Genomic DNA, 22385 nt, shown 5'->3' on the forward strand with positions numbered 1-22385 from the left:
GGTGTGTTCAGGCCTGTTCCAGCGCCGCGCCAAGGCGCGAAAGCAGGTGCGTGAGCTGGGCCTGGCTGCTGCAGCCGGTCTTGTTGAACACCGCCTTGAGCTGCGAGCGCGCGGTCTCGTGGCGGATGCCGAGCTGCTGGCTGGCTTCGGGCAGGCCCTGGCCGTGGGCCAGCTGCACGCTCAGCCGGGTCTCGGCCGGCGTCAGGCCGTAGAGGTCGCGCAGCACCGGGCCGAGCAACAGCGGCGCGCGGTCGTGCTCGTGCACGATCACCAGCGCGGCCGGTTCCTGCCACTGCGCGGCAAAGGCGTGCGAGGGCGGCAGCGGCAGCACGATCACCTGCGCGCTGGCGTCGCTGCTGGTGGCGCGCGCCGCCTGCGCGGCCACCGCGTGGCGCGGGTCGCACGCGGCCTGGACCATGTCGGCGAACGGCCGCGACAGGGTCCACTCCGAGACCTTGCCGGCCGGGTCCAGCCGCCGCGCCCAGCGTTCGCCGGCGCGGTTGCACAACAACACCTGGCGCTGCGGCGAATACACCAGCAGGGCGAAATTCAGCCGCTCCACCAGTTGCGTCGACAGCCGTGCCAGCACCGTCAGCCCCAGGGTGCGATCGCGCATTGCCATGGCGCTGCGCATATGCGGGATGATCCAGTCCATGCCGCCGGTGTCGACACTCGAGAACAGCGGCTGCCGGCGCGCGCGCTGCATCGAAAAATAGACTTCGTAATGCGGCTGGCGCTCCACCAGGCACGCCACGTAGGAACGCAGGCCATAGCGGTAGAAGAAGTCGCGGTAGAACGGATGGCGCGCCATGGTGCCTTCGCCCAGTTCGCGCGCGTCGATATACCAGTCGCCCGGGCGCATGCGCGGCGCGAACTGCTTGGCCGGGTCGATCGCCTGGTAATCCGATTCGTATTCGGTGAACAGCTCGACCACCGGGTTGACGATCTCGTTGACGCTGACCTGGTCGCGCACCGTATCCCAGACCATCATCGAGGCATGTGCCGCCCCCGCCAGCCCGGTCAGGGCGCGCAGGCTGTCCTGCCAGGCCCCCGGATCCAGAATGCCCTCGTACAAGCCGCGGATGGCTCCGTGCATGTCGGCTTCATTCATCTGACTTACCCCTTGCATTCGCGACAAAATAATGCGCGACGCCGGTGGTGCGTCCGCTCGCGCCCCGGCATGCTTTGTTGTTCTGGCTGCTTGTCGTGGGCCGTCGTGTCAGCCTCTTGTCGCCGCCGCTGTTCTTGGCCGTTGGTAGACCGGCTCTGGCGTGATTGCGTGTCTGTTGTAGCAGACGTTGCGTACATTACCGCACTTGGGGGTCTCGCGGAAAACGCGAGCGCCCCTTCTTTGGTGGGGAGCGGGCAAGGCGCGCTGCCCACCGACGGCCATGGAGGCGGCATCGCGAGCCGCTTTGTGCCTTCGGGGACGCATCGTCGCCCGCCCCGGTCCGGATTCGGCTAAGCCCCGATCGCGTTCAGGTAAAATGCCGGTTTCCCCGAGTCCGCAGCGAAATCTCGCGCCATCCACCGTCATGACCTCTGTCCTGCGTCTTTCCGATCTGATCTCCCAAGGCAAACTCTCCGGCAAGCGTGTGTTCATCCGTGCCGACCTGAACGTGCCGCAGGATGACGCCGGCCACATCACCGAAGACACCCGCATCCGCGCCTCCGTGCCCGCCATCGAGGCCTGCCTGGACGCGGGCGCCGCGGTGATGGTCACGTCCCACCTGGGCCGCCCGACCGAGGGCGAGTTCAAGCCCGAGGATTCGCTCGCGCCGATCGCCGCGCGCCTGTCCGAGCTGCTTGGCAAGCCGGTCAAGCTGGTCCAGAACTGGGTCGACGGCGTCGAGGTGGCGCCCGGCCAGGTGGTGTTGCTGGAAAACTGCCGCGTCAACAAGGGCGAGAAGAAGAACAGCGACGAACTGGCGCAGAAGATGGCCCGGCTGTGCGATGTCTATGTGAACGACGCCTTCGGCACCGCGCACCGCGCCGAAGCCACTACCCACGGCATCGCCAAATACGCCCCGATCGCCTGCGCCGGCCCGCTGCTGGCCGCCGAGATCGACGCGCTGGGCAAGGCCCTGGGCCAGCCGGCGCGCCCGCTGGTGGCGATCGTGGCCGGCTCCAAGGTTTCGACCAAGCTGACCATCCTGAAGTCGCTGGCCGACAAGGTCGACAACCTGGTGGTCGGCGGCGGCATCGCCAACACCTTCATGCTGGCCGCCGGCCTGAAGATCGGCAAGTCGCTGGCCGAAGCCGACCTGGTCGGCGACGCCAGGGCCATCATCGACATCATGGCCAAGCGCGGCGCCTCGGTACCGATTCCCGTCGACGTGGTCTGCGCCAAGGAATTCAGCGCAACCGCCGCGGCCACCGTCAAGGACGTCAAGGACGTGGCCGACGACGACATGATCCTCGACATCGGTCCGAAGACCGCCGCGCTGCTGGCCGAGCAACTGAAGGCCGCCGGCACCATCGTCTGGAACGGCCCGGTGGGCGTGTTCGAGTTCGACCAGTTCGGCAACGGCACCAAGGTGCTGGCCGAGGCCATCGCCGCCTCGAAGGCGTTCTCGATCGCGGGCGGCGGCGACACGCTCGCCGCCATCGCCAAGTATGGCATCGCCGACCGCGTGGGCTATATCTCCACCGGCGGCGGCGCGTTCCTGGAATTCCTGGAAGGCAAGGCGCTGCCCGCCTTCGAAGTGCTGGAGCAGCGCGCCGCAGGCTGACGCATCCGACCCGCGCCTGGCGGAGCCGTCGGCCCGCCGGTCGCGCCAACCGGCCGCCGGCCCATCGAGCGCTGAAACCAGGAAACCCCGCATGACCCGTTCCACCAAGATCGTCGCCACCATCGGCCCCGCCTCCAGCTCGCTGGAAATCCTGACGCGCATGATCGCGGCGGGGGTCGACGTGGTGCGGCTGAACTTTTCGCACGGCACCGCCCAGGACCATCTCGACCGCGCCCGGCTGGTGCGCGAGGCGGCGCAGGCATGCGGGCGCGAGGTCGCCATCATGGCCGACCTGCAGGGCCCCAAGATCCGCGTGGGCAAGTTCGAGCACGGCAAGGTCCTGCTCAAGGCAGGCGATCCCTTCATCCTCGATTCCAACTGCAAGCTCGGCAACGAAGAGCGCGCCGGCCTGGACTACCAGGACCTGCCGCGCGACGTCGGCCCGGGCGACCTGCTGCTGCTCAACGACGGCCTGATCGTGCTGGTGGTCGAGCGCGTGCTCGGCAACGAGATCTTCACCACCGTGCGCGTCGGCGGCGAGCTGTCCAACAACAAGGGCATCAACCGCCAGGGCGGCGGGCTGTCGGCGCCGGCGCTGACGGCCAAGGACATGGACGACATCAAGACCGCCATGGCCCTGGGCGCGGACTACCTCGCGGTCAGCTTCCCCAAGAACGCCACCGACATGGAAATGGCGCGCCAGCTGGCCGCCGTGGCCGGCCAGCCGCACGGCCACCGGGCCCGCATGATCGCCAAGATCGAGCGCGCCGAGGCCATCCATCCGGGCGTGCTGGAAGAAATCCTGCAGGCCTCCGACGGCATCATGGTGGCGCGCGGGGACCTGGCGGTGGAAGTCGGCAACGCCGCCGTGCCGGCGCTGCAGAAGCGCATGATCCGGCTGGCGCGCGAGGCCAACAAGCTCACCATCACCGCCACGCAGATGATGGAAAGCATGATCGTCAACCCGGTGCCGACACGCGCCGAGGTCTCGGACGTGGCCAACGCCGTGCTCGACGGCACCGACGCCGTGATGCTGTCGGCCGAGACCGCCGCCGGCCGCTACCCGGTCGAGACCGTCGAGGCCATGGCCGCGGTCTGCATCGAGGCCGAGAAGTCCGAGGTGGTTCAGCTCGACACCGATTTCCTGAACCAGACCTTCTCGCGCATCGACCAGTCGGTGGCGATGGGGGCGCTGTTCACCGCCTATCATTTGCAGGTGAAGGCGATCGCGGCGCTGACCGATTCCGGCGCGACCGCGCTGTGGATGAGCCGGCACCGCATCCATGTGCCGATCTACGCGATGACGCCCAACCTGGCGTCGCAACGCAAGATGCAGCTCTACCGCAACGTGGTGCCGCTGCCGCTGCAGTCCAGCACCGACCGCGATACCGCGCTGGAGCAGGCCGAGGAGCTGCTGCTGGCGCAGGGCGTGGTGCAGCGGGGCGATTTCATCGTGCTGACCATCGGCGAGCCGATGGGGCAGCCGGGCGGTACCAACACCCTGAAGATCGTCAGGGTGGGACATTGAGCGCCGACAGAAGAATACCGAGACATCCCATTTTCATTTAGGAGTTAGACATGCCACTCGTTTCGATGCGCCAGCTGCTGGACCACGCAGCCGAGAACAGCTACGGCCTGCCGGCCTTCAACGTGAACAACCTCGAGCAAGTGCAGGCCATCATGCAGGCGGCCGACGAGGTCAACGCTCCGGTGATCATGCAAGCCTCGGCCGGCGCCCGCAAATACGCCGGCGAGCACTTCCTGCGACACCTGATCGAGGCAGCGGTCGAAGCCTATCCGCACATCCCGGTGGTGATGCACCAGGACCACGGCCAGTCGCCGGCGATCTGCCAGGCCGCGATCGACCTGGGCTTCTCGTCGGTGATGATGGACGGCTCGCTGCGCGAAGACGGCAAGACCCCGGCCGACTACGACTACAACGTCGACGTGACCCGCAAGGTGGTGCAGCTGTCGCACGCCATCGGCGTGACCGTCGAGGGCGAACTGGGCTGCCTGGGCTCGCTCGAAACCGGTGAAGCCGGCGAGGAAGACGGCATCGGCGCCGAAGGCAAGCTGGACCACTCGATGCTGCTGACCGATCCCGAGCAGGCCGCCGACTTCGTCAAGGCCACCCAGCTCGACGCGCTGGCCATCGCCATCGGCACCTCGCACGGCGCCTACAAGTTCACCCGCAAGCCCACCGGCGATATCCTGGCGATCAACCGCATCAAGGAAATCCACGCGCGCATCCCCAACACCCACCTGGTGATGCACGGCTCGTCGTCGGTGCCGCAGGAACTGCTGGAAGAGATCCGCAAGTTCGGCGGCGACATGAAGGAAACCTACGGCGTGCCGGTCGAGGAAATCCAGGAAGCGATCAAGTACGGCGTGCGCAAGATCAATATCGACACCGACATCCGCCTGGCCATGACCGGCGCGATCCGCCGCTTCTTCGTCGAGAACCCGAGCAAGTTCGATCCGCGCGAATACCTGAAGCCGGCCCGCGAGGCCGCCAAGCAGGTGTGCAAGGCGCGCTACCTCGCGTTCGGCTGCGAAGGCCAGGCCGGCAAGATCAAGCCGGTCGCGCTGACGGATATCGCCAGCCAGTACAAGTCGGGCAAGCTTGCCCAGGTTGTGCAGTAAGCAGTGACTGACCCCGCTTCGGCGGGGCCGACGCTGGCGCCTGGGGCTTCGCTACCGCACGAAGCCCCAGATTGTTTTCTCCCCTCTCCCGCTTGCGGGAGAGGGGTCGGGGGAGAGGGCAGGCGGTTGCCCGTGCCACGGCGCCCGTTGATGCGCTCCCCCTCTCCCCCAGCCCCTCTCCCGCGAGCGGGAGAGGGGAGCAAACCGGACGGCGATTCGCCAACTACATCATGTCCAACGCTCTCTACCAGTCCTCCATCAACTCGCTGCCGCTGCTGGGCCACGGCAAGGTGCGCGACAACTACGCCGTCGGCAACGACAAGCTGCTGATCGTCACCACCGACCGCCTGTCGGCGTTCGACGTCATCATGGGCGAGCCGATCCCCGACAAGGGCCGCGTGCTGAACCAGATGGCCAACTTCTGGTTCCGCAAGCTCGCGCATATCGTGCCGAACCACGAGACCGGCATCGCGCCCGAGACCGTGGTGGCCGCGGATGAAGTGGAGCAGGTCAGGGGCCGCGCGGTGGTGGTCAAGCGCCTGAAGCCGATCCTGGTCGAGGCGGTGGTGCGCGGCTACCTTGCCGGCAGCGGCTGGAAGGACTACCAGGCCACCGGCAAGGTGTGCGGCATCGAGCTGCCGCCGGGCCTGCAGAACGCGCAGAAGCTGCCCGAGCCGATCTTCACGCCGGCGGCCAAGGCCGAGATGGGCGAGCACGACGAGAACATCTCGTTCGCCGAGGTCGAAGCCCGCATCGGCATCGCGCTGGCGCGCCAGATGCGCGAGATCTCGATCCGCCTGTACAAGGAAGCGGCCGAGTTCGCCGCCACGCGCGGCATCATCATCGCCGACACCAAGTTCGAGTTCGGCCTGGACGACAACGGCGTGCTGACGCTGATGGACGAAGTGCTGACCGCCGACTCGTCGCGCTTCTGGCCGGCCGATTCGTACCAGGTTGGCACCAACCCGCCGTCGTTCGACAAGCAGTTCGTGCGCGACTGGCTGGAAGCCGTGCGCATCGACGGCAAGCCGTGGCCCAAGACCGCGCCGGCGCCGCAGCTGCCGGAAGACGTGATCGAGAAGACCGCCGCGAAGTACCGCGAGGCGCTGACGCGCCTGACGGGTGAAGAATTGAAGTAAGGTTTCCACCGGCTTCCCGTGAGCCGACGGTGTTGCCCTCTCCCCGCATGGGGAGAGGGTAGGGTGAGGGGTGGTTTAGCAAGGCACCACGCGTCGAGAGGCGCATGGCTCTCACCCCGGCCCCTCTCCCGCAAGCGGGAGAGGGGAGCAAACAAGCAAGGATCAAACGTGAGCAAGCAAGACAAGCCATTGGTCGGCGTCGTCATGGGCAGCAGTTCCGACTGGGACGTGATGCAGCACGCCGTGGCCATGCTGAAGGATTTCGGCGTGCCGTTCGAAGCCCAGGTGGTGTCCGCGCACCGCATGGCCGACGACATGTTCCGGTATGCCGAGAGCGCGCGCAGCCGCGGCCTGCGCGCCATCATCGCCGGGGCCGGCGGTGCCGCGCACCTGCCCGGCATGATCGCCGCCAAGACCATCGTGCCGGTGTTCGGCGTGCCGGTGCCGTCGAAGTACCTGCGCGGGGAGGACTCGCTGCTGTCGATCGTGCAGATGCCCAAGGGCGTGCCGGTGGCCACCTTCGCCATCGGTGAAGCCGGCGCGGCCAACGCCGCGCTGCATGCCATCGCCACGCTGGCGACTACCGACGACGCGCTGGCTGCCGCGCTGAAAGCCTTCCGCGCGAAGCAGACCGAAGCCGCGCGCGCCATGACGTTGCCGCTGTAATGCTGCCGCTGTAACCCTCCGGACCCACACGGAACCGAGCAATGCCGACCGATATCCATCCCTACCTCTCCGAAGCCCACACGCCGGAATCGCGCGCCGAGTTCGGCGTCGACCGTCCCGACGCGCCCATCCTGCCCGGCGCGTGGCTGGGCATGCTGGGCGGCGGCCAGCTCGGCCGCATGTTCACGCATGCGGCGCAGGCGATGGGCTATCGCGTATGCGTGCTCGACCCGGACCAGGACAGCCCGGCGGGCGTGGTCGCCGACAAGCATATCTGCGCCCAGTACACCGACGAGGCCGCGCTGGCCGAGATGGGCAAGCTGTGCCAGGCGGTGAGCACCGAGTTCGAGAACGTGCCGTCGCTGTCGCTGGACCGCCTCGAGCAACTGGGTTCGTTTGTCGCGCCGCGCGGCTACTGCGTGTCGATCGCGCAGAACCGCATCGGCGAGAAGAAGTTCTTTGCCGCGTGCGCCGAGCGCACCGGCGTGCCGACGGCGCCACACTGGGTGATCCAGCACGACGCCGACGTCGACCAGCTGCCCGACCACGTGCTGCCCGGCATCCTCAAGACCGCGCGCATGGGCTATGACGGCAAGGGCCAGGCGCGCGTGAAGACGCGCGACGACGTGCGCGCCGCGTGGAAGGCGATGCAGCACGTGCCGTGCGTGCTGGAGCAGATGCTGCCGCTGGCGTACGAGGTGTCGGTGCTGGCCGCGCGCGGCGCGGACGGCGCCACCGCGACCTGGCCGCTGGCCGAGAACGTGCACCGCGACGGCATCCTGTTCTCGACCGAGATGCCGTCGACCAGCGTCTCGCCAGAGATCGCCGAGCGCGCCCGCGCCGCCGCTGCCGCCATCGCCACGGAGATGGGCTATGTCGGCGTGCTGTGCATCGAGTTCTTCGTGCTGACCGATGGTTCGCTGGTGGCCAACGAAATGGCGCCGCGCCCGCACAATTCCGGCCACATCACCATGGACGCGTGCGAGACCAGCCAGTTCGAACAGCAGGTGCGCGCCATGGCGCGGCTACCGCTGGGCAGCACGCGCCAGCATTCCGCCGGCAAGATGCTGAACCTGCTGGGCGACGTGTGGTTCGAGTTCGGGCTGGAGCGCACCCCGGCCTGGGACGAAGTGGTGGCGCAACCCGGCGCCAAGCTGCACCTGTACGGCAAGAGCGATGCGCGCCCGTCGCGCAAGATGGGGCACGTCAACTGCATCGGCGAGCATGCCGAAGCCGCCGACGCCGCGTTCGAGGCGGCCGCGCAGGCGCTGCACATCCCGCTCTGAATGTCCGCCGACCGCCACGCCACCTTTTGAAGGAACACGATGTCGCCGCGCACGCCCACGGCCGCCGAACTGGATGAAGCCGTCCGCCTGCTCGAGGCCGGGCAACTGGTCGCCTTCCCGACCGAAACCGTCTACGGCCTTGGGGCCGACGCCGAGAACCCCGCGGCGGTCGGCCGCATCTTCGCGCTCAAGGGCCGGCCGTCGAACCATCCGGTGATCGTGCACGTGGTCGACGGCGCCGACATCGGCTACTGGACCGACGACGTGCCCGCGGCCGCGCAGCAGCTGATCGACGCCTTCTGGCCCGGTCCGCTGACGCTGATCCTGAAGCGTGCCGCGCATATCGACGCCGCCGTCGCCGGCGGGCAGGACAGCATCGGCCTGCGCTGCCCGTCGCATCCGGTGGCGCAGGCGCTGCTGGCGCGCTTCAAGCGCGGCCGCGGCGGCATCGCCGCGCCTTCGGCCAACAAGTTCGGCCAGGTCAGCCCGACCACCGCGCAGCATGTGCGCGAAGAATTCGGCGACGCGGTCTATGTGCTGGAGGGCGATGGCGTCGAGGTCGGCATCGAATCGACCATCGTCGACCTGTCGCGGCTGGACCAGGGCATCGGCCCGGTGCTGCTGCGTCCCGGTGCCATCACGGTGGGGATGCTCGCGCAGGTGCTGGGCGAAGCCCCGCTGCCGCCGGACGCCGCCGCCCCGCGCGCGTCGGGCACCCTGAAGGCCCACTACGCGCCGCACACGCCGCTGCTGCTGGCCGATGCGCAGGCCGCTGCCGCGCGCCTGGAAGCGCTGCCGGCGGATGCCCGCGTGGCCTGGGTCGGGCGCGCGCCGCTGGCGGACCAGCGCTGCACCTGGGTACAGGCGCCTGCCGATGCCGCCGTCTATGCGCAGGAGCTGTACCGTCTGCTGCGCACGCTCGACAAGAAGGGCTATACGCAGCTGATGTTCGAGGTGCTGCCCGAGGGGCAGGACTGGGCCGGCGTGCGGGACCGGCTGGAGCGGGCGGCGGCGGCGTTTGGGGGGTAGGGCGGACGGTGACTTGCCGCCGGGCTGACCTCGTTGATGCGCCGGCCCTCACCCCCGCCCCTCTCCCGCGAGCGGGAGAGGGGAGCAAACCACCGGCACTCCCCAGTGGTCAGCCAGTCCGGTTGCCCTCGCTTGCCGCCTGTGTGCGCCCTCTCCCGCGCGCGGGAGAGGGCCGGGGTGAGGGCGGGCGTGTGCCAGGCACGCTGCCGGCAACATTACCCCCCCAGCAGCCGCAACGCCGTATACACCGCCATCCCCACCACGATCATCCCCACCATCTTGCGCGTCAGCAGGTAGAACACCGTGGCCGCCACGCCCGCCATCAGCTTGTAGTTCGAAAACGCCACGGTGAAATGCCCCTGCCAGGTCATCAGGTCCGGCAGGATGATGGCGGCCAGTGCCGCCGCCGGCGCATAGCGCAGCGCGCGCTGGATGCGGTCCGGCACGGTGATGTGCTCGCCCGCCATCAGGAACAGCGCGCGCGTGATCACGGTGACGAACGCCATGCCGACCAGCGCGATCCAGACTTCGGTATGGCTCATGCGCGGTCTCCGGGTACGTCGGCGGGCTCGGGCGCCGGCTTGGGCGCGGGCTTGGCAAGCGGTGCCTCGCGGCGCCGCCGGATGCCGCGCAGCGCGGCGCGCGCGGCCAGTTCGTCGCTGGCCATGCCGGCGGCGATCGCGCCCACCACGGCCACCACCAGCCCGAGCCGGTACGGCAGGTCGAAGCACAGCAGCGCCAGCACCGCGGAGATCACCACCGCCATCAGCGTCGAGCGCGAGTTGATGGTGGCGATCATCACCGGGATCAGCGCCATGGTACCGGCCAGCCCCAGGCCCCAGCTGTCGGGGAACAGGCTCGCCAGCACGATGCCGATGATCGACGACACCTGCCACATGCAGAAGTTGGTCAGCGCCATGCCCCAGAAGTAGCCTTCCTTGCCGGGTTCATAGCCGGGCGTGCTGTATTTCTGCAGGAAGTAGACGAAGTGCAGGTCGCCGTTGAAGAAGCCCAGCACCGTGCGCCGCGCCAGCGTCAGGTAGCTGAAGTGCGGCTGCATGCCGGCGCTGAAGATGACGAAGCGCAGGTTGACCATGGCCGCGGTCAGCCAGATGGTCCACAGCGGCAGCCCCGCGGCGAACAGCGGCAGCACCGCCAGCTGCGCCGAGCCGGCGTAGGCCAGCAGCGACATGCCGATCGCCTCGGGCACCGTCAGCACCGATTTGCTCATGGCCACGCCGGTGACCAGGCCCCAGGAAAATACCGCGGGCAGGGACGGGGCAAAGCGGCGCGCGCCGTCGATAAAGCCGGCGCGTTCGGCCGGTGCGAAGCGATGCCAGAGGCGCAACCACACCGGGGGTTGTCGGGAAGTCATGTCAGAGGAAGCGGGGGCGATGCGGCCCGGGGCCGAAGGCCGGCCCGGAAGGCTGCCGCCGCAGGACGCGGCCGGCACCCTGCCATTATAGGGTGGGATGGCGGGCTGGTAAGCGAGCGCTTAACAAAATGCCGCGGCGGCGTTGGCGGCAGGCCACGGCGCCGCGGCGAGGCCCGGCCCGGGCGGCATCAGTGTGCCCCGCGGTACACCCACTGCAGCAGCGCGTCGTGCGCCTCCTGCGCCTGCGCGGCGTTGGCATGGTTGATCATGCTGACCACCACGTAGCGGCCGCCTTCGGCGGCATCCACGTAGCCGGCCAGCGCGCGCACATCGGCCAGCGTGCCGGTCTTGAGGTAGCCGCTGCCGGCGGCGCTGGCGCGGGTCAGGCGGTTGCGCAGCGTGCCGTCGACGCCGAGCACCGGCAGCGAGTCGATCAGCACCGGCCCCACCGGGCTGGCGGCGGCCTGTTGCAGCAGCCGCCCCATGTCATAGGCGCTGATGCGTTCCGCGCGCGACAGGCCCGAGCCGTTGTCCAGCACCAGCCCCGGCATGTCCAGCCCCTGCTGCGCCAGCCAGCGCTGCACCACGCGGATCGAGCGTCCGGTGCTGGCGGGCCCGCCGCGGTCCATCTCGGCGCCGAGGGTCAGGAACAGCTGCCGCGCCATCACGTTGTTCGAGAACTTGTTGATGTCGCGCACGATATCGGCCAGCGGCAGGCCGTAGTGGCGCGCCAGCAGCACCGCGCCGCGCGGCACCTTGCCGCTGCGCAGCGCGGGCAGCCTGGCAAAGCGCCCGCCGGCGCGCTGCCACTCGGCGACGAAGCCGCCCCATGTGAATTCCGCATGCGACAGCGTGGCGATATTGAGCACGTGCTCGCCGCAGTCGGTGGAGTAGTCGCCCGAGAACGAGGCCAGCACGGTGCCGTCCGCCTGCGGCAGCACGGCGGGGCTGGCGCTGCTTTGCCAGTCGCCGCAGCGGCCGTTGGTCAGCGTCAGCCGGTTGTCGAGCTTGAGCTGCGCCAGCTCCGGCGTGACGCTGACCGCCACGGTCTGCGTGGCCGGGTCCGGCGTCAGCGTGAACGACAGCGTCTTGAAGGCGTACAGCAGCGCATCGGGGCCGACGTTGTAGGCGCGCTGCACCTCGCCGTCGATGGTGCCGTTGCTGTCCAGGCCGTCGGCAAAGTAGCTGCGGTCCAGCACCAGGTCGCCGTTGATGGTGCTGGCGCCCGCGGCGCGCGCCCGTGCCACCAGCTTGGCCATTTCCTCGGGCACCAGCTTCGGATCGCCGTGGCCGCGCAGGTAGACGTTGCCGTTGACGGTGCCGTCGAAGCCGGGTTGCGCGTCGGCGTAGAGCGAGGTCTGCCAGCGGTAATCGGGCCCGAGCAGCTGCAGGCCGGCGAAGGTGGTGACCAGCTTCATGGTCGAGGCGGGGTTCATCGGCAGCTGCGCGTTCCAGCTGGCACGCGCGCTGCTGTCGCCCAGCCGCACCACGTAGAAGCTGGCGGCCGCGGCCGGCACCCCGGCGCGGCGCAGGGCCGCGGCCACCGGGGCGGGCACGCCGGCGCCGGCCAGCGCCGGATCGGCGGCGGCCCGGGTGGTGCCTTTGGCGGCGGCTGTCGGGGCTTTTGCCGGCTTGGCGGCTTTGGTTGCCTTGGCTGCCTTGGGGGGCGGCTTGGCGTAGGCCGGTGCCAGTGCCGGAGCGCCAGCCAGCAGCACGGCGGCAAGGAGGGGCGAGAGCAGCGGCGACAGGCGGCGCCGCAGCGCGCCGGGTCGCGCTGCGGTGGGCGCGGCGAGTGTTCTTGGCATGGCGGCCATGTTAACGCATGGCCGCGCGCAAGCGGATGACAGTTGCGACGGCGCCGCGTTCAGCCGGCGCGCGGCGGCGCCAGCCGTGCCAGCAGCGCTTTCAGCGTGGCCTGCTCGGTTTCGCTCAGCGCCGAACTGACGTGGGCGTCGTGCGCCACCACCGCCTGCGTGGCCGCTTCCAGCGTGCGGCGCCCGGCCGGCGTCAGGACCAGGCTGTAGGCGCGCCGGTCGCCCGCGGCGGGGCGCCGCGCCACCAGCTTCATGGCTTCGAGCGCATCCACCAGCAGCACCGCGCCCGAGCGCGCGATGCCCAGGATATGCGCCAGCTGGGTCAGCTTCAGGTGCGGGTTGCGCGAGATGATCACCAGCGCCGAGAAGCGCGGCGGGGTGATCTGCCACTGCGCCAGCGACTGCACGAAGTCTTCGTAGATGCGGATCTGCGCCCGGCGGATGGCGTAGCCGACCAGGTTGTCGAGCACGCCGTAGTCGATGTTCGGCACATGCGGGTCGAAGCCGCCATCGGCACCGTCGCCGGCGGCCGGGTCGGGCGCCAGCGTATCGCGCGTCCTGCGCCGCCCTGGGTCTGCGCCGGTGCGGGACCGCCGCGCGGGGGTGGCGGGCGGTGTGGCGGATGCGTCGGGAATCATTTGAGCAGTTTCCAGTTGCCGTTCTCTATTGTCACCATAACCCGTCCGCGCTGGTCAAAGCCATAGTGGTCTTGCCCACTGAAGTTCAGCACCCCGTGCGAGACCACGATGTCGCGCTCGGTCTCGAGCGCGTGGCGCAGCGCCTGGCGGAAGGCCGCAGTGCCGGGGCGGGCGTGCTTCAGCGCCACCGGCACGATGCGCTCCAGCACCAGCCCGGCATCGTAGGCATGGGCGCCGAACTGCGTGCGGGTCTCGGCGCCGTACTGCTTTTCATAGCGGGTGACGTAGTCCAGCCCGGGCTTGCGCACCGGGTCGCCGGCGGGCAGCTGCTCCGGCACGATCACCGGGCCGGCGGGCAGGATCGCGCCGTTGACCAGGCGCCCGCCGATGCGGATCAGGTCTCTGGTGGCCGCGCCGTGGGTCTGGTACAGGGTGCCGCCGTAGCCGCGCTCGCGCAGCGTGGTGTGCGGCAGCGCGGCGCCGGTGCCGGCGCCGGCGATCAGGATGGCATCGGGCCTGGCGGCGATCAGCTTGAGCGCCTGCGCGGTCACGCTGGTGTCGGCGCGCCCGTAGCGCTCGGTGGCGATCAGGCGGATGCCGTTGGCGGTGGCGGCGGCGGTGAAATCCTTCAGCCAGGTCTCGCCGTAGGCATCTGCAAAGCCGATAAAGCCGATGGTCTTGACGCCCCGGGTCTTGGCGGTGGCGGCCACGGCATTGGCCATCAGCCGCACCGGCTGCGCCAGCCGGAAGGTCCAGGCGCCCCGCCCGGGCTTCAGCTCGATCGGCGAGAACGCCAGCTGCACGGTCTGGGCTTCGTCGGCGACCTCGGCAATCGCGATCGACGGCGCGACCGCGGACGAGCCCAGGATGATGTCGACCTTGTCCTCGGCAACGAAGCGGCGCGCCGCCTTGGCGCCCTGGGTGGGATCGGAGGCATCGTCGAGCACGATGTAGCGCACCGGCTCCCCGCCCAGCTGCTGCGGCAGGTAGGCCAGCGAGTTTTTCTGCGGGATGCCCAGCGAAGCGGACGGGCCGGTGGTCGACAGGCTGACGCCGACGGTGATGTCGGCCAGGGCGGCAGTGGCGGTGCAGGCCAGGAGGGCGGCTAGTGCAAGGCGGGTGAGGTCGGTTGCGATCTGGAGGGCCATGGTTGTCTCCTCAGTCTGAATGATCTTATGTGTTTCCAATCCCGCTGGTTTGCTCCCCTCTCCCGCCTGCGGGAAAGGGGGCAGGGGGTGAGGGCAGGAGCGTCGAAGGCTGATTCCTTCAGGATAAAGCCGTTGGCTTCGTTTGCTGTGGTCTGTTGCTAAACCGCCCCTCACCCCGGCCCTTTCCCCGTGAGGGGAGCGGGAATACACCCTCGGGTTATGCCTTGTTCTGCATCGACTGCCGGTCGAACCCCGCCAGCTGCTTGTAGCGCAGCGAAATCGCTTCCAGCTCCGCGCGTGGAATCACCTGGCTGATATCGCTGAACCCCTGCGGCGCCCGTTCCTCGGCCAGCTGCATCACCTGCTCCGGCCCGTTCATGCGGTTGCGCAGCACGATGCCGGCGGTGCGCGGCAGGCGCTCGGCCTCGTATTCGCGCAGGGCGTAGCCGGTGTCGCGGGTGCCGAGCACGCTGTCGACCAGGTAGCGCGCGTCGAGGATGGCCTGGGCGCTGCCGTTGGAGCCGATCGGGTACATCGGGTGCGCGGCGTCGCCCAGCAGCGTGACGCGGTCGAAGGTCCAGCGCGGCAGCGGATCCTTGTCGACCATCGGGAATTCGTAGATGGCGTCCGCGCCGTCGATCAGCGCGGGGATATCGATCCAGTCCCACTGCCAGTCGGCAAACCGCGCGCGGAACACGGCCTTGTCGACCTGCTTGTTCCAGTCGCTGCGCGGCGGCGTGTCGGGCACGCTGTCGGGCACGCGCAGCTCGGCAATCCAGTTGACCAGCGAACGGCCCTGGCGGCGCAGCGGTTCGGAGATCGGGTAGGCGACGAACTTCTGGTCCTGGTGTCCGGCCATGAACATCGAGCGGCCGTCCAGGTAGGGCGGCGCCTCGGTGACCGCGCGCCACAGCAGCCGGCGCGAGAAGCGCGGCAGGTCGCCGGTGGGATAGAAATGGCGGCGCACCGCCGAATGGATGCCGTCGGCGCCGACCAGCACGTCGGCGCTGGCTTCGACCGCGGCGTTGTCGTCGCGGCGGCGCAGCACGAAGCGCGCCTGGCCCTGCGCGCCGGTATCCAGCACGGACTCGAAGCTGTGGCCGGTATGGACCGCGCCCGCCCCGAGGCGCTCGACCACGGTGCGGTGCAGCAGCATCTGGAATTCGCCGCGGTGGATCGAGAACTGTGGCCAGTCATAGCCCGCGGCCAGCCCGCGCGGCTCATGCCAGATGCGCTGGCCCAGCTTGTTGTAGTAGGACAGGGACGAGGTCTCGACCGCGATCGCGGCGAGCGCATCGCGCAGGCCTAGTTCCTCCAGGATGCGCACGGCGTGCGGCAGCAGGTTGATGCCCACGCCCAGCGGGCGCAGCGTTTCGCTGGCCTCCCAGACCTCGGCCTCGATGCCGTGGCGGTGGCACAGCAGCGCCAGCGTCAGGCCGCCGATGCCGCCTCCGGCGATTGCGATCTTCATGGTGTCTCCCGGCTTGCAGGTAGTGCCGGGGGCCGCGCGCAGGGCGCCGCCGCCGGCGGATCGAATTTGTTATGGAGTATAACGATTCGACCGGCTGCGACAACACGGGAAAGACCCGGCCCCTGGGCGTCCGGGGTCGGGAAAACCCGCGCTCAGCCCAGCGCGGCGCGTTCCGGCCTGGCTTCGGCCGGGGCCTGCGCCTTGAGCGACGGCACCGGGAACACGATGTCGTAGAGCCAGTTGTAGACCAGCGCGTAGACCATGTAGAAGCCGGCCACGGCAATGTCCATGATGAGCGCATCGATCAGGCTGATATTCAGGTACCACGCCAGCGAGGGCAGGAACACCACCAGCAGGCCCAGTTCGAACAGCAGCGCATGCAGCACGCGCACCGGCACCGACTTGCGCAGCTGGCCGGTGAACCGCAGCATGCCCTTGTCGAACAGCACGTTGTACAGGTAGTTCCAACCGGTGGCGATCAGCGAGGCGACCGCGCCGATCAGGCCCATCTGGTGCAGTTCATAGCCGAAGGCCCAGCTCGCCAGCGGGGCGAAGATCAGCAGGCCGACCACCTCGAAGCCGACGGCATGACGGATCCGGTCCCAGGTTTTGCGCATGGTTTCTCCTTGCGGGCAAAGACGATGGGGCCTAGTCTATCTGCTGGGCAGGGATTGCCAAGTTGGATACTATCGCTTTAACAGATAGACCACGGGGTCTGGATCAGGTATGAGTCTCTCGCTGGAGCAATTGCAGGCCTTTGTCGCGGCGGCGGACACGGGCTCGTTCTCGGCCGCCGCGCGCCGGCTCGGCAAGGCCCAGTCGGTGGTGAGCGCGGCGGTGTCCAACCTCGAGATCGATGCCGGCAACGCGCTGTTCGACCGTAGCGGCCGCTACCCGGTGCTGACTCCGGCCGGCGAGCGGCTGCTGGCCGAGGCGCGTGTGATCCTGGAGCGCTGCGAGCATTTCCGCGGCGTCGCCAAGAGCCTGGGCGAGGGCGTGGAGACGAGGCTGGTGCTGGCGGTCGACGAGCTGTATCCGGAAGAAACGCTGGGCGCGCTGCTGGTCGAGTTTTCCGGGCGCTTCCCGGCGGTCGAGCTGGAACTGCTGTTTCCGCTGATGGAGGACGTCAGCCGGCTGGTGCTGGAGGGTGGCGCCGACCTCGGCATCATGTGGCGCCAGGAGGTGCTGCCGCCGGAACTGGGCTTCCATGCGCTCGGCTGGATGCCGATGCAGATCCTGTGCGCGCCCGACCATCCGCTGGCGTCGCAGCGGGTCGACTGGGAAGAGCTCAAGCGCTACCGCCAGCTGATGGTCGCGACCCGCACCGACAGCGAAGAAAAGATGCGCCTGCGGGTCGCCGCCGATGTGTGGTGGGTCGAAAGCCAGTGGGTCATCGTCGAGCTGGTCAAGCGCGGCCTGGGCTGGGCCTTCGTGCCCTGGCACGTGGTGGCCAATTCGCCGGCCGCGGCGCAGCTGGTGTCGCCACCGCTGGCGTTCCAGCAGCAGGACTGGCCGGTGGCGATGGAGCTGGTGTGGCACAAGCAGCGGCCGCTGGGCAAGGCCGCCACCTGGCTGCGCGAGCGCATCTGCGCGCAGCCGCTGCCGAGCGCGCCGCAGCGCGGCGCCTAGCGCTGCCCGACGGTCGCGGGCGCGGCAGCCTGGCCGCTGGTGCCGGCACTGCCGCCAGCGCTTGCCGGCTGCGCGTGCCAGCCGCCGCCCAGCGCCTTGATCAGCACCACCGCCGCGGTGTACTGGCGGCCGGTGATCGAGAGCGCGGTGCGCTCGGCGGTGTAGGCGCTGGTCTGCGCCGTCAGCACGTCGAGCAGGCCGGCGGTGCCGGCGCGGTAGCGGTTGTTGACCAGCGCCAGCGCTTCGCGCGCCGAGCGCAGCGCGTCGTTCTGCACCACCGACTCCTGTTCCAGCAGCCGCTGCGCGGCGAGGTTGTCCTCGACTTCCTGGAACGCGCCCAGCACGGTCTGGCGGTAGCTGGCCACGGTCTGGTCGTAGGCCGCCACCGCCTGCGCCTTGGCCGCGCGCCGGGCGCCGCCGTCGAACAGCGTGCCGGCCAGGCCGCCGCCGATCGACCAGATCCGGTCCGGCAGCGATATCCAGCGCGCCAGCGTGCTGGCGGTCAGCCCGCCGCTGGCCGACAGCGACAGGGTCGGGTAGTAGGCCGCCTGCGCCACGCCGATCTGCGCATTGGCAGAGGCCATGCGCCGCTCGGCCGCGCCGATGTCGGGGCGGCGCTCCAGCAGTTGCGACGGCACCGCCGCCGGCACCCGCGGCGGCGCGGCGCGGAACTCGCCGGCGGCCAGCGACAGCGCCGCGGGCGGCTGGCCCACCAGCACGGCGATGGCATGCTCGAGCTGCGCGCGCGTGATCTGGATGTCGATCTGCTGCGCCTGCGCGCTCTTGAGCTGGGTCTCGGACTGCAGCACGTCGGAGCGCTGCGCGGTGCCCGCCGCGTACTGGTTCTGCACCAGCTGCAGCGATTTCTGGTAGTCGGCCACGGTGCGGTCCAGCAGCGCCTTCTGGGCATCGGCCACGCGCAGCAGGAAGTAGCTCTGCGCCAGCGTGGCCTGCGTCGACAGCAGGGTCGAGGCCAGGTCGGCCTGGCTCGCCTGCGCGCTGGCCTCGCTGCTTTCGACCTGGCGCCGCACGCGGCCCCAGACGTCGAGCTCCCAGGTCGCGCCCAGCGTGACGCTCTGCCCGTTGAGGGTGTTGCCGCTGGCATTGCGCGCGCGCGAGGCGCCCGCCTGCGCATCGACCAGCGGGAAAAAGCCGGCGCGCGCCGCCTGCAGCGATGCCACCGCCTGGCGGTACTGCGCCTCGGCGGCCTTGATGTTCTGGTTCGAGATCTGCACCTCGGCCATCAGCGCATCGAGCTGCGCGTCGCCGAACACGGTCCACCAGTCGGGGCGCGCCAGCGCATCCTGCGGCTCGGCGGGCTTCCAGTCGCCGCTCCAGGCGGGCGTGGCGACGTCGGCTTCCTTGAAGGCCGCGGACACCGGGGCGTCGGGACGCTGGTAGTCCGGGCCGACGGCGCAGCCGGCCAGCAGCAGCGCGCATGCCAGCGGCAGCGGCAGGGCAGGGGTCAGCAAGCGGGAAAAAACGGTCATGGCGAATCTCTGCATCACTGCAAGACTAAACGGCGGCCGGCTGGTCGGGCGTGCCGGCGCCACGGCGGCGCTGGCGCCAGGCCTTGACCTGCAGGCGCCAGCGGTCCAGCGTCAGGTAGACCACCGGCGTGGTGTACAGCGTCAGCAGCTGGCTCACCACCAGCCCGCCGACAATGGAAATGCCCAGCGGCGCGCGCAGCTCGGCGCCGTCGCCGCGGCCCAGCGCCAGCGGCACCGCGCCCAGCAGCGCGGCCATGGTGGTCATCAGGATCGGGCGGAAGCGCAGCAGGCAGGCGCGGTAGATGGCGTCGCGCGGCGACAGCCCGTCGCGCCGCTCGGCGTCGATGGCGAAGTCGATCATCATGATCGCGTTCTTCTTGACGATGCCGATCAGCAGGATCACGCCGATCAGCGCGATGATGCTGAAGTCGGTCTTCGACGCCAGCAGCGCCAGCAGCGCGCCCACGCCGGCCGACGGCAGCGTCGACAGGATCGTCAGCGGGTGCACGTAGCTCTCGTACAGCACGCCCAGCACGATATAGATCGTGATCAGCGCCGCGAGGATCAGGATCGGCTGGCTCTTGAGCGAGTCCTGGAATGCCTTGGCGCCGCCCTGGAAGTTGGCGCGCAGGGTCTCGGGGGCGCCGATGCGCGCCATCTCGCGGTTGATCGCGTCGGTCGCCTGCGACAGCGACGTCCCTTCGGCCAGGTTGAACGAGATCGTCGAGGCGGCGAACTGGCCCTGGTGGTTCACGCCCAGCGGCGTGCTGCTCGGGGTCACGCGCGCGAACGCGGCCAGCGGCACGCGGTTGCCGTTGCCGGTGACCACATAGATGTCCTTGAGCGCATCGGGCCCCTGCAGGTATTCCTGGCTCAGCTCCATTACCACGCGATACTGGTTGAGCGGATGGTAGATGGTCGACACCAGCCGCTGGCCGAAGGCATCGTTGAGCACCGCATCCACCTGCTGCGCGGTCACGCCCAGGCGCGAGGCCGCGTCGCGGTCGATGATCACCGAGGTCTGCAGGCCCTTGTCGTTGGTATCGGTGTCGATGTCCTCCAGCCCCTTCAGGTTGGACAGCGCCGCGCGCACCTTGGGCTCCCACGCGCGCAGCACTTCCAGGTCGTCGGACTGCAGCGTGAACTGGTACTGCGAGCTGCTCTGGCGCCCGCCGACGCGGATGTCCTGCACCGACTGCAGGAACAGGCTGGCGCCGGGCTCCCTGGCCAGCTTGCCGCGCAGTCGCGCAATGATGGCGTCGGCCGATTCCTTGCGCTCCGACAGCGGCTTGAGGGTGACGAACATCTGCCCGGTATTGCGCTGCGAGCCGCCGGTAAAGCCGGTCACGTTGACCACCGCCGGGTCGGACTGGACGATCCTGATGAAGCTGTCGAGCTTGCCGCGCATGGCCTGGAACGAGGTGGCCTGGTCGGCGCGGATAAAGCCGATCAGCCGCCCGGTGTCCTGCTGCGGGAAAAAGCCCTTGGGCACGATCACGTACAGGTAGACGTTGAGCGCGATGGTGGCGAGCAGCACCAGCCATACCAGCGGGCTGAGCCGCAGCGCCGTGGCGAGCGAGCGCGCATAGCCGTCGTGCAGCCACTGGAACATGCGCTCGGTGGCGCGGAAGAAGCGCCCCTGCTGTTCCGGTTCCACCGGCCGCAGCATGCGCGCGCACATCATCGGCGTAGTGGTCAGCGACACCACCAGCGATACCAGGATCGCCACCGACAGCGTGATCGCGAACTCCTGGAACAGGCGCCCGACGATGCCGCCCATCATCAGCAGCGGAATGAACACCGCGATCAGCGACAGGCTCATCGACAGCACCGTGAAGCCCACCTCGCGCGCGCCCCGCAGCGCGGCCGCGAGCGGCTTCATGCCTTCTTCGATATGGCGCGAGATGTTCTCCAGCACCACGATGGCGTCGTCGACCACAAAGCCGGTGGCGATGGTCAGCGCCATCAGCGACAGGTTATTCAGCGAGAACCCGGCCAGGTACATCACCGAGAACGTGCCGATCAGCGACACCGGCACCGCCACGCTGGGAATCAGGGTGGCGCGCACATTGCGCAGGAACACGAACACCACCATGATCACCAGCGCCACCGAGATCATCAGCGTGTGCTCGACCTCGCGCAGCGAGGCGCGGATGGTGGGGGTGCGGTCCATCATCACGTCCATCGAGATCGCCGCCGGGATCATCTTCTGCAGCTGCGGCAGCATCGCGTTGACGCGGTCGACGGTCTCGATGATGTTGGCGCCGGGCGAGCGGTTCAGCACCAGCAGTACCGAGGGCTTGCCGTTGGCCGAGCCCGCGTTGCGGATGTCCTGCACCGAATCGACCACGTTGGCGACGTCGCGCAGCCGCACCGGCACCGCGAACGCGTTGGGGCCGCTGGTGGCGCTGGTGCCACCGGTGGCGCCGCTGGTAATGGTGGTGGTGCCGCTGCTGGTGGTCAGCGTGGTCACGGTGACGCCGTTGACCACCTTGGTGCTGACGCCGCCACTGGCGGTGGCGTTGGCGGTGCTGGCGATCAGCGCGCCCGCCGATGCCGACGAGTACGTCCCCGGCGTGGCGTAGCGGATGATCAGCGGCATGTAGTCTTCCGCCTTCATCGCCTGGTCGTTGGCGTAGACCTGCCAGTTGGTGCCGGCGTTCTCCAGCGTGCCCAGCGGCCGGTTGGCGTTGGTCGCGCTGATGGTGTTGCGCACGTCCTCGAGCGAGATGCCGTAGTTGTTCAGCGCGGTCGGGTTCAGCTCGACCCGCACCGCCGGCAGCGAGGCCCCGCCGATCGTGACCTGGCCCACGCCCTCGACCTGCGACAGCTTCTGCGCCAGGATGGTCGAGGCCGCGTCGTAGAGCTGCCCGCGCGTCATGCTCGGCGAGGTCAGCGCGATGATCATGATCGGCGCGTCGGCCGGGTTGACCTTGCGGTAGGTCGGGTTGTTGGGCAGGCTGGTCGGCAGCGTCGCGCGCGAGGCGTTGATGGCGGCCTGCACATCGCGCGCGGCGCCGTCGATGTTGCGCGACAGGTCGAACTGCAGCGTCACGCGGGTCGACCCCAGCGAGCTGCTCGAGGTGATCTCGGTCACGCCGGCGATGGTGCCGAGCGCGCGCTCCAGCGGCGTCGCCACGGTGGCGGCCATGGTTTCGGGGCTGGCGCCGGGCAGCGACGCCGACACCGAGATGGTGGGGAAGTCCACCTGCGGCAGCGGCGACACCGGCAGCAGCCGCAGCGCCGCCAGCCCCGCGAGCAGGATGCCGAGCGTGAGCAGCGCGGTCGCGACCGGGCGGTGGATAAAGGCGGCCGAGAGATTCAT

18 protein-coding genes are annotated in these 22385 nt (G+C 69.4%); 8 read left to right on the forward strand and 10 right to left on the reverse strand.

The window, feature by feature from the left end; genetic code table 11:
* Positions 1-7: 7 nt before the first annotated feature.
* The gene (locus tag CBM2586_RS02650) at positions 8-1111 is read right to left on the reverse strand and encodes a helix-turn-helix transcriptional regulator (RefSeq protein WP_115662956.1); all 1104 of its coding nucleotides are present in this window, start codon (positions 1109-1111) and stop codon (positions 8-10) included.
* A gap of 424 nt (positions 1112-1535) precedes the next feature.
* Here CBM2586_RS02650 and CBM2586_RS02655 point away from each other — a divergent pair, with 424 nt between their 5' ends.
* The 7 genes from CBM2586_RS02655 (at position 1536) to CBM2586_RS02685 (ending at position 9495) form a co-directional block, all read left to right on the forward strand.
* Positions 1536-2732, forward strand: a complete 1197-nt coding sequence (locus CBM2586_RS02655; protein ID WP_115662955.1) for a phosphoglycerate kinase — start codon at positions 1536-1538, stop codon at positions 2730-2732.
* Between the two features lie 91 nt (positions 2733-2823).
* A complete protein-coding gene (gene pyk, locus CBM2586_RS02660) occupies positions 2824-4260 on the forward strand; it encodes a pyruvate kinase (RefSeq protein ID WP_115662954.1) in 1437 nt (478 codons plus the stop codon).
* A gap of 50 nt (positions 4261-4310) precedes the next feature.
* Complete coding sequence (fba, locus tag CBM2586_RS02665) at positions 4311-5375, forward strand: class II fructose-bisphosphate aldolase (protein WP_115662953.1); 1065 nt, start codon at positions 4311-4313, stop codon at positions 5373-5375.
* Positions 5376-5605: 230 nt separating this feature from the next.
* Entirely contained in the window at positions 5606-6514 is a 909-nt protein-coding gene (locus tag CBM2586_RS02670) for a phosphoribosylaminoimidazolesuccinocarboxamide synthase (RefSeq protein ID WP_115662952.1), read from the forward strand.
* A 168-nt stretch (positions 6515-6682) separates the two neighbouring features.
* A complete protein-coding gene (gene purE, locus CBM2586_RS02675; protein WP_115686749.1) occupies positions 6683-7180 on the forward strand; it encodes a 5-(carboxyamino)imidazole ribonucleotide mutase in 498 nt (165 codons plus the stop codon).
* Positions 7181-7221: 41 nt separating this feature from the next.
* A complete protein-coding gene (locus tag CBM2586_RS02680) occupies positions 7222-8466 on the forward strand; it encodes a 5-(carboxyamino)imidazole ribonucleotide synthase (RefSeq protein ID WP_115662950.1) in 1245 nt (414 codons plus the stop codon).
* Between the two features lie 39 nt (positions 8467-8505).
* On the forward strand, positions 8506-9495 hold the full coding sequence (locus CBM2586_RS02685; RefSeq protein ID WP_115686750.1) for an L-threonylcarbamoyladenylate synthase: 990 nt from the start codon (positions 8506-8508) through the stop codon (positions 9493-9495).
* Between the two features lie 215 nt (positions 9496-9710).
* Here CBM2586_RS02685 and CBM2586_RS02690 read toward each other — a convergent pair whose 3' ends face one another.
* From CBM2586_RS02690 to CBM2586_RS02720, 7 genes are all read right to left on the reverse strand, one after another.
* Positions 9711-10037, reverse strand: coding sequence for an AzlD domain-containing protein (locus tag CBM2586_RS02690; protein WP_115686751.1), 327 nt, complete (start codon positions 10035-10037; stop codon positions 9711-9713).
* On the reverse strand, positions 10034-10870 hold the full coding sequence (locus tag CBM2586_RS02695; protein ID WP_115686752.1) for an AzlC family ABC transporter permease: 837 nt from the start codon (positions 10868-10870) through the stop codon (positions 10034-10036). Before CBM2586_RS02695 ends, CBM2586_RS02690 begins: the two co-directional genes overlap by 4 nt.
* A 188-nt stretch (positions 10871-11058) precedes the next feature.
* Positions 11059-12684 carry a D-alanyl-D-alanine carboxypeptidase/D-alanyl-D-alanine endopeptidase gene (gene dacB, locus CBM2586_RS02700; protein ID WP_115686753.1) on the reverse strand — a complete coding sequence of 542 codons (1626 nt, stop codon included), beginning with the start codon at positions 12682-12684 and terminating at the stop codon, positions 11059-11061.
* A gap of 50 nt (positions 12685-12734) precedes the next feature.
* The gene (locus CBM2586_RS02705) at positions 12735-13322 is read right to left on the reverse strand and encodes a MarR family winged helix-turn-helix transcriptional regulator (RefSeq protein WP_115662945.1); all 588 of its coding nucleotides are present in this window, start codon (positions 13320-13322) and stop codon (positions 12735-12737) included.
* Positions 13319-14470 (reverse strand): ABC transporter substrate-binding protein, encoded by a 1152-nt coding sequence (locus CBM2586_RS02710; protein WP_115686754.1) that lies wholly within the window; start codon positions 14468-14470, stop codon positions 13319-13321. Before CBM2586_RS02710 ends, CBM2586_RS02705 begins: the two co-directional genes overlap by 4 nt.
* A gap of 217 nt (positions 14471-14687) precedes the next feature.
* On the reverse strand, positions 14688-15941 hold the full coding sequence (locus CBM2586_RS02715) for a flavin-dependent oxidoreductase (protein ID WP_115662943.1): 1254 nt from the start codon (positions 15939-15941) through the stop codon (positions 14688-14690).
* A 152-nt stretch (positions 15942-16093) separates the two neighbouring features.
* On the reverse strand, positions 16094-16558 hold the full coding sequence (locus CBM2586_RS02720) for a PACE efflux transporter (RefSeq protein WP_115686755.1): 465 nt from the start codon (positions 16556-16558) through the stop codon (positions 16094-16096).
* A gap of 109 nt (positions 16559-16667) precedes the next feature.
* Between CBM2586_RS02720 and CBM2586_RS02725 the strand changes: the two genes are divergently transcribed.
* Entirely contained in the window at positions 16668-17570 is a 903-nt protein-coding gene (locus CBM2586_RS02725; RefSeq protein WP_018008891.1) for a LysR family transcriptional regulator, read from the forward strand.
* Here the strand turns inward: CBM2586_RS02725 and CBM2586_RS02730 are convergent.
* Together CBM2586_RS02730 and CBM2586_RS02735 are read right to left on the reverse strand one after the other, a co-directional pair.
* On the reverse strand, positions 17567-19060 hold the full coding sequence (locus CBM2586_RS02730; RefSeq protein ID WP_115662941.1) for an efflux transporter outer membrane subunit: 1494 nt from the start codon (positions 19058-19060) through the stop codon (positions 17567-17569). The genes CBM2586_RS02725 and CBM2586_RS02730 overlap by 4 nt on opposite strands.
* Positions 19061-19085: 25 nt before the next feature.
* On the reverse strand, positions 19086-22385 hold the full coding sequence (locus CBM2586_RS02735) for an efflux RND transporter permease subunit (protein WP_115686756.1): 3300 nt from the start codon (positions 22383-22385) through the stop codon (positions 19086-19088).

The sequence above is a fragment of the Cupriavidus taiwanensis genome, assembly GCF_900250115.1.
GTDB lineage: Bacteria > Pseudomonadota > Gammaproteobacteria > Burkholderiales > Burkholderiaceae > Cupriavidus > Cupriavidus taiwanensis_B.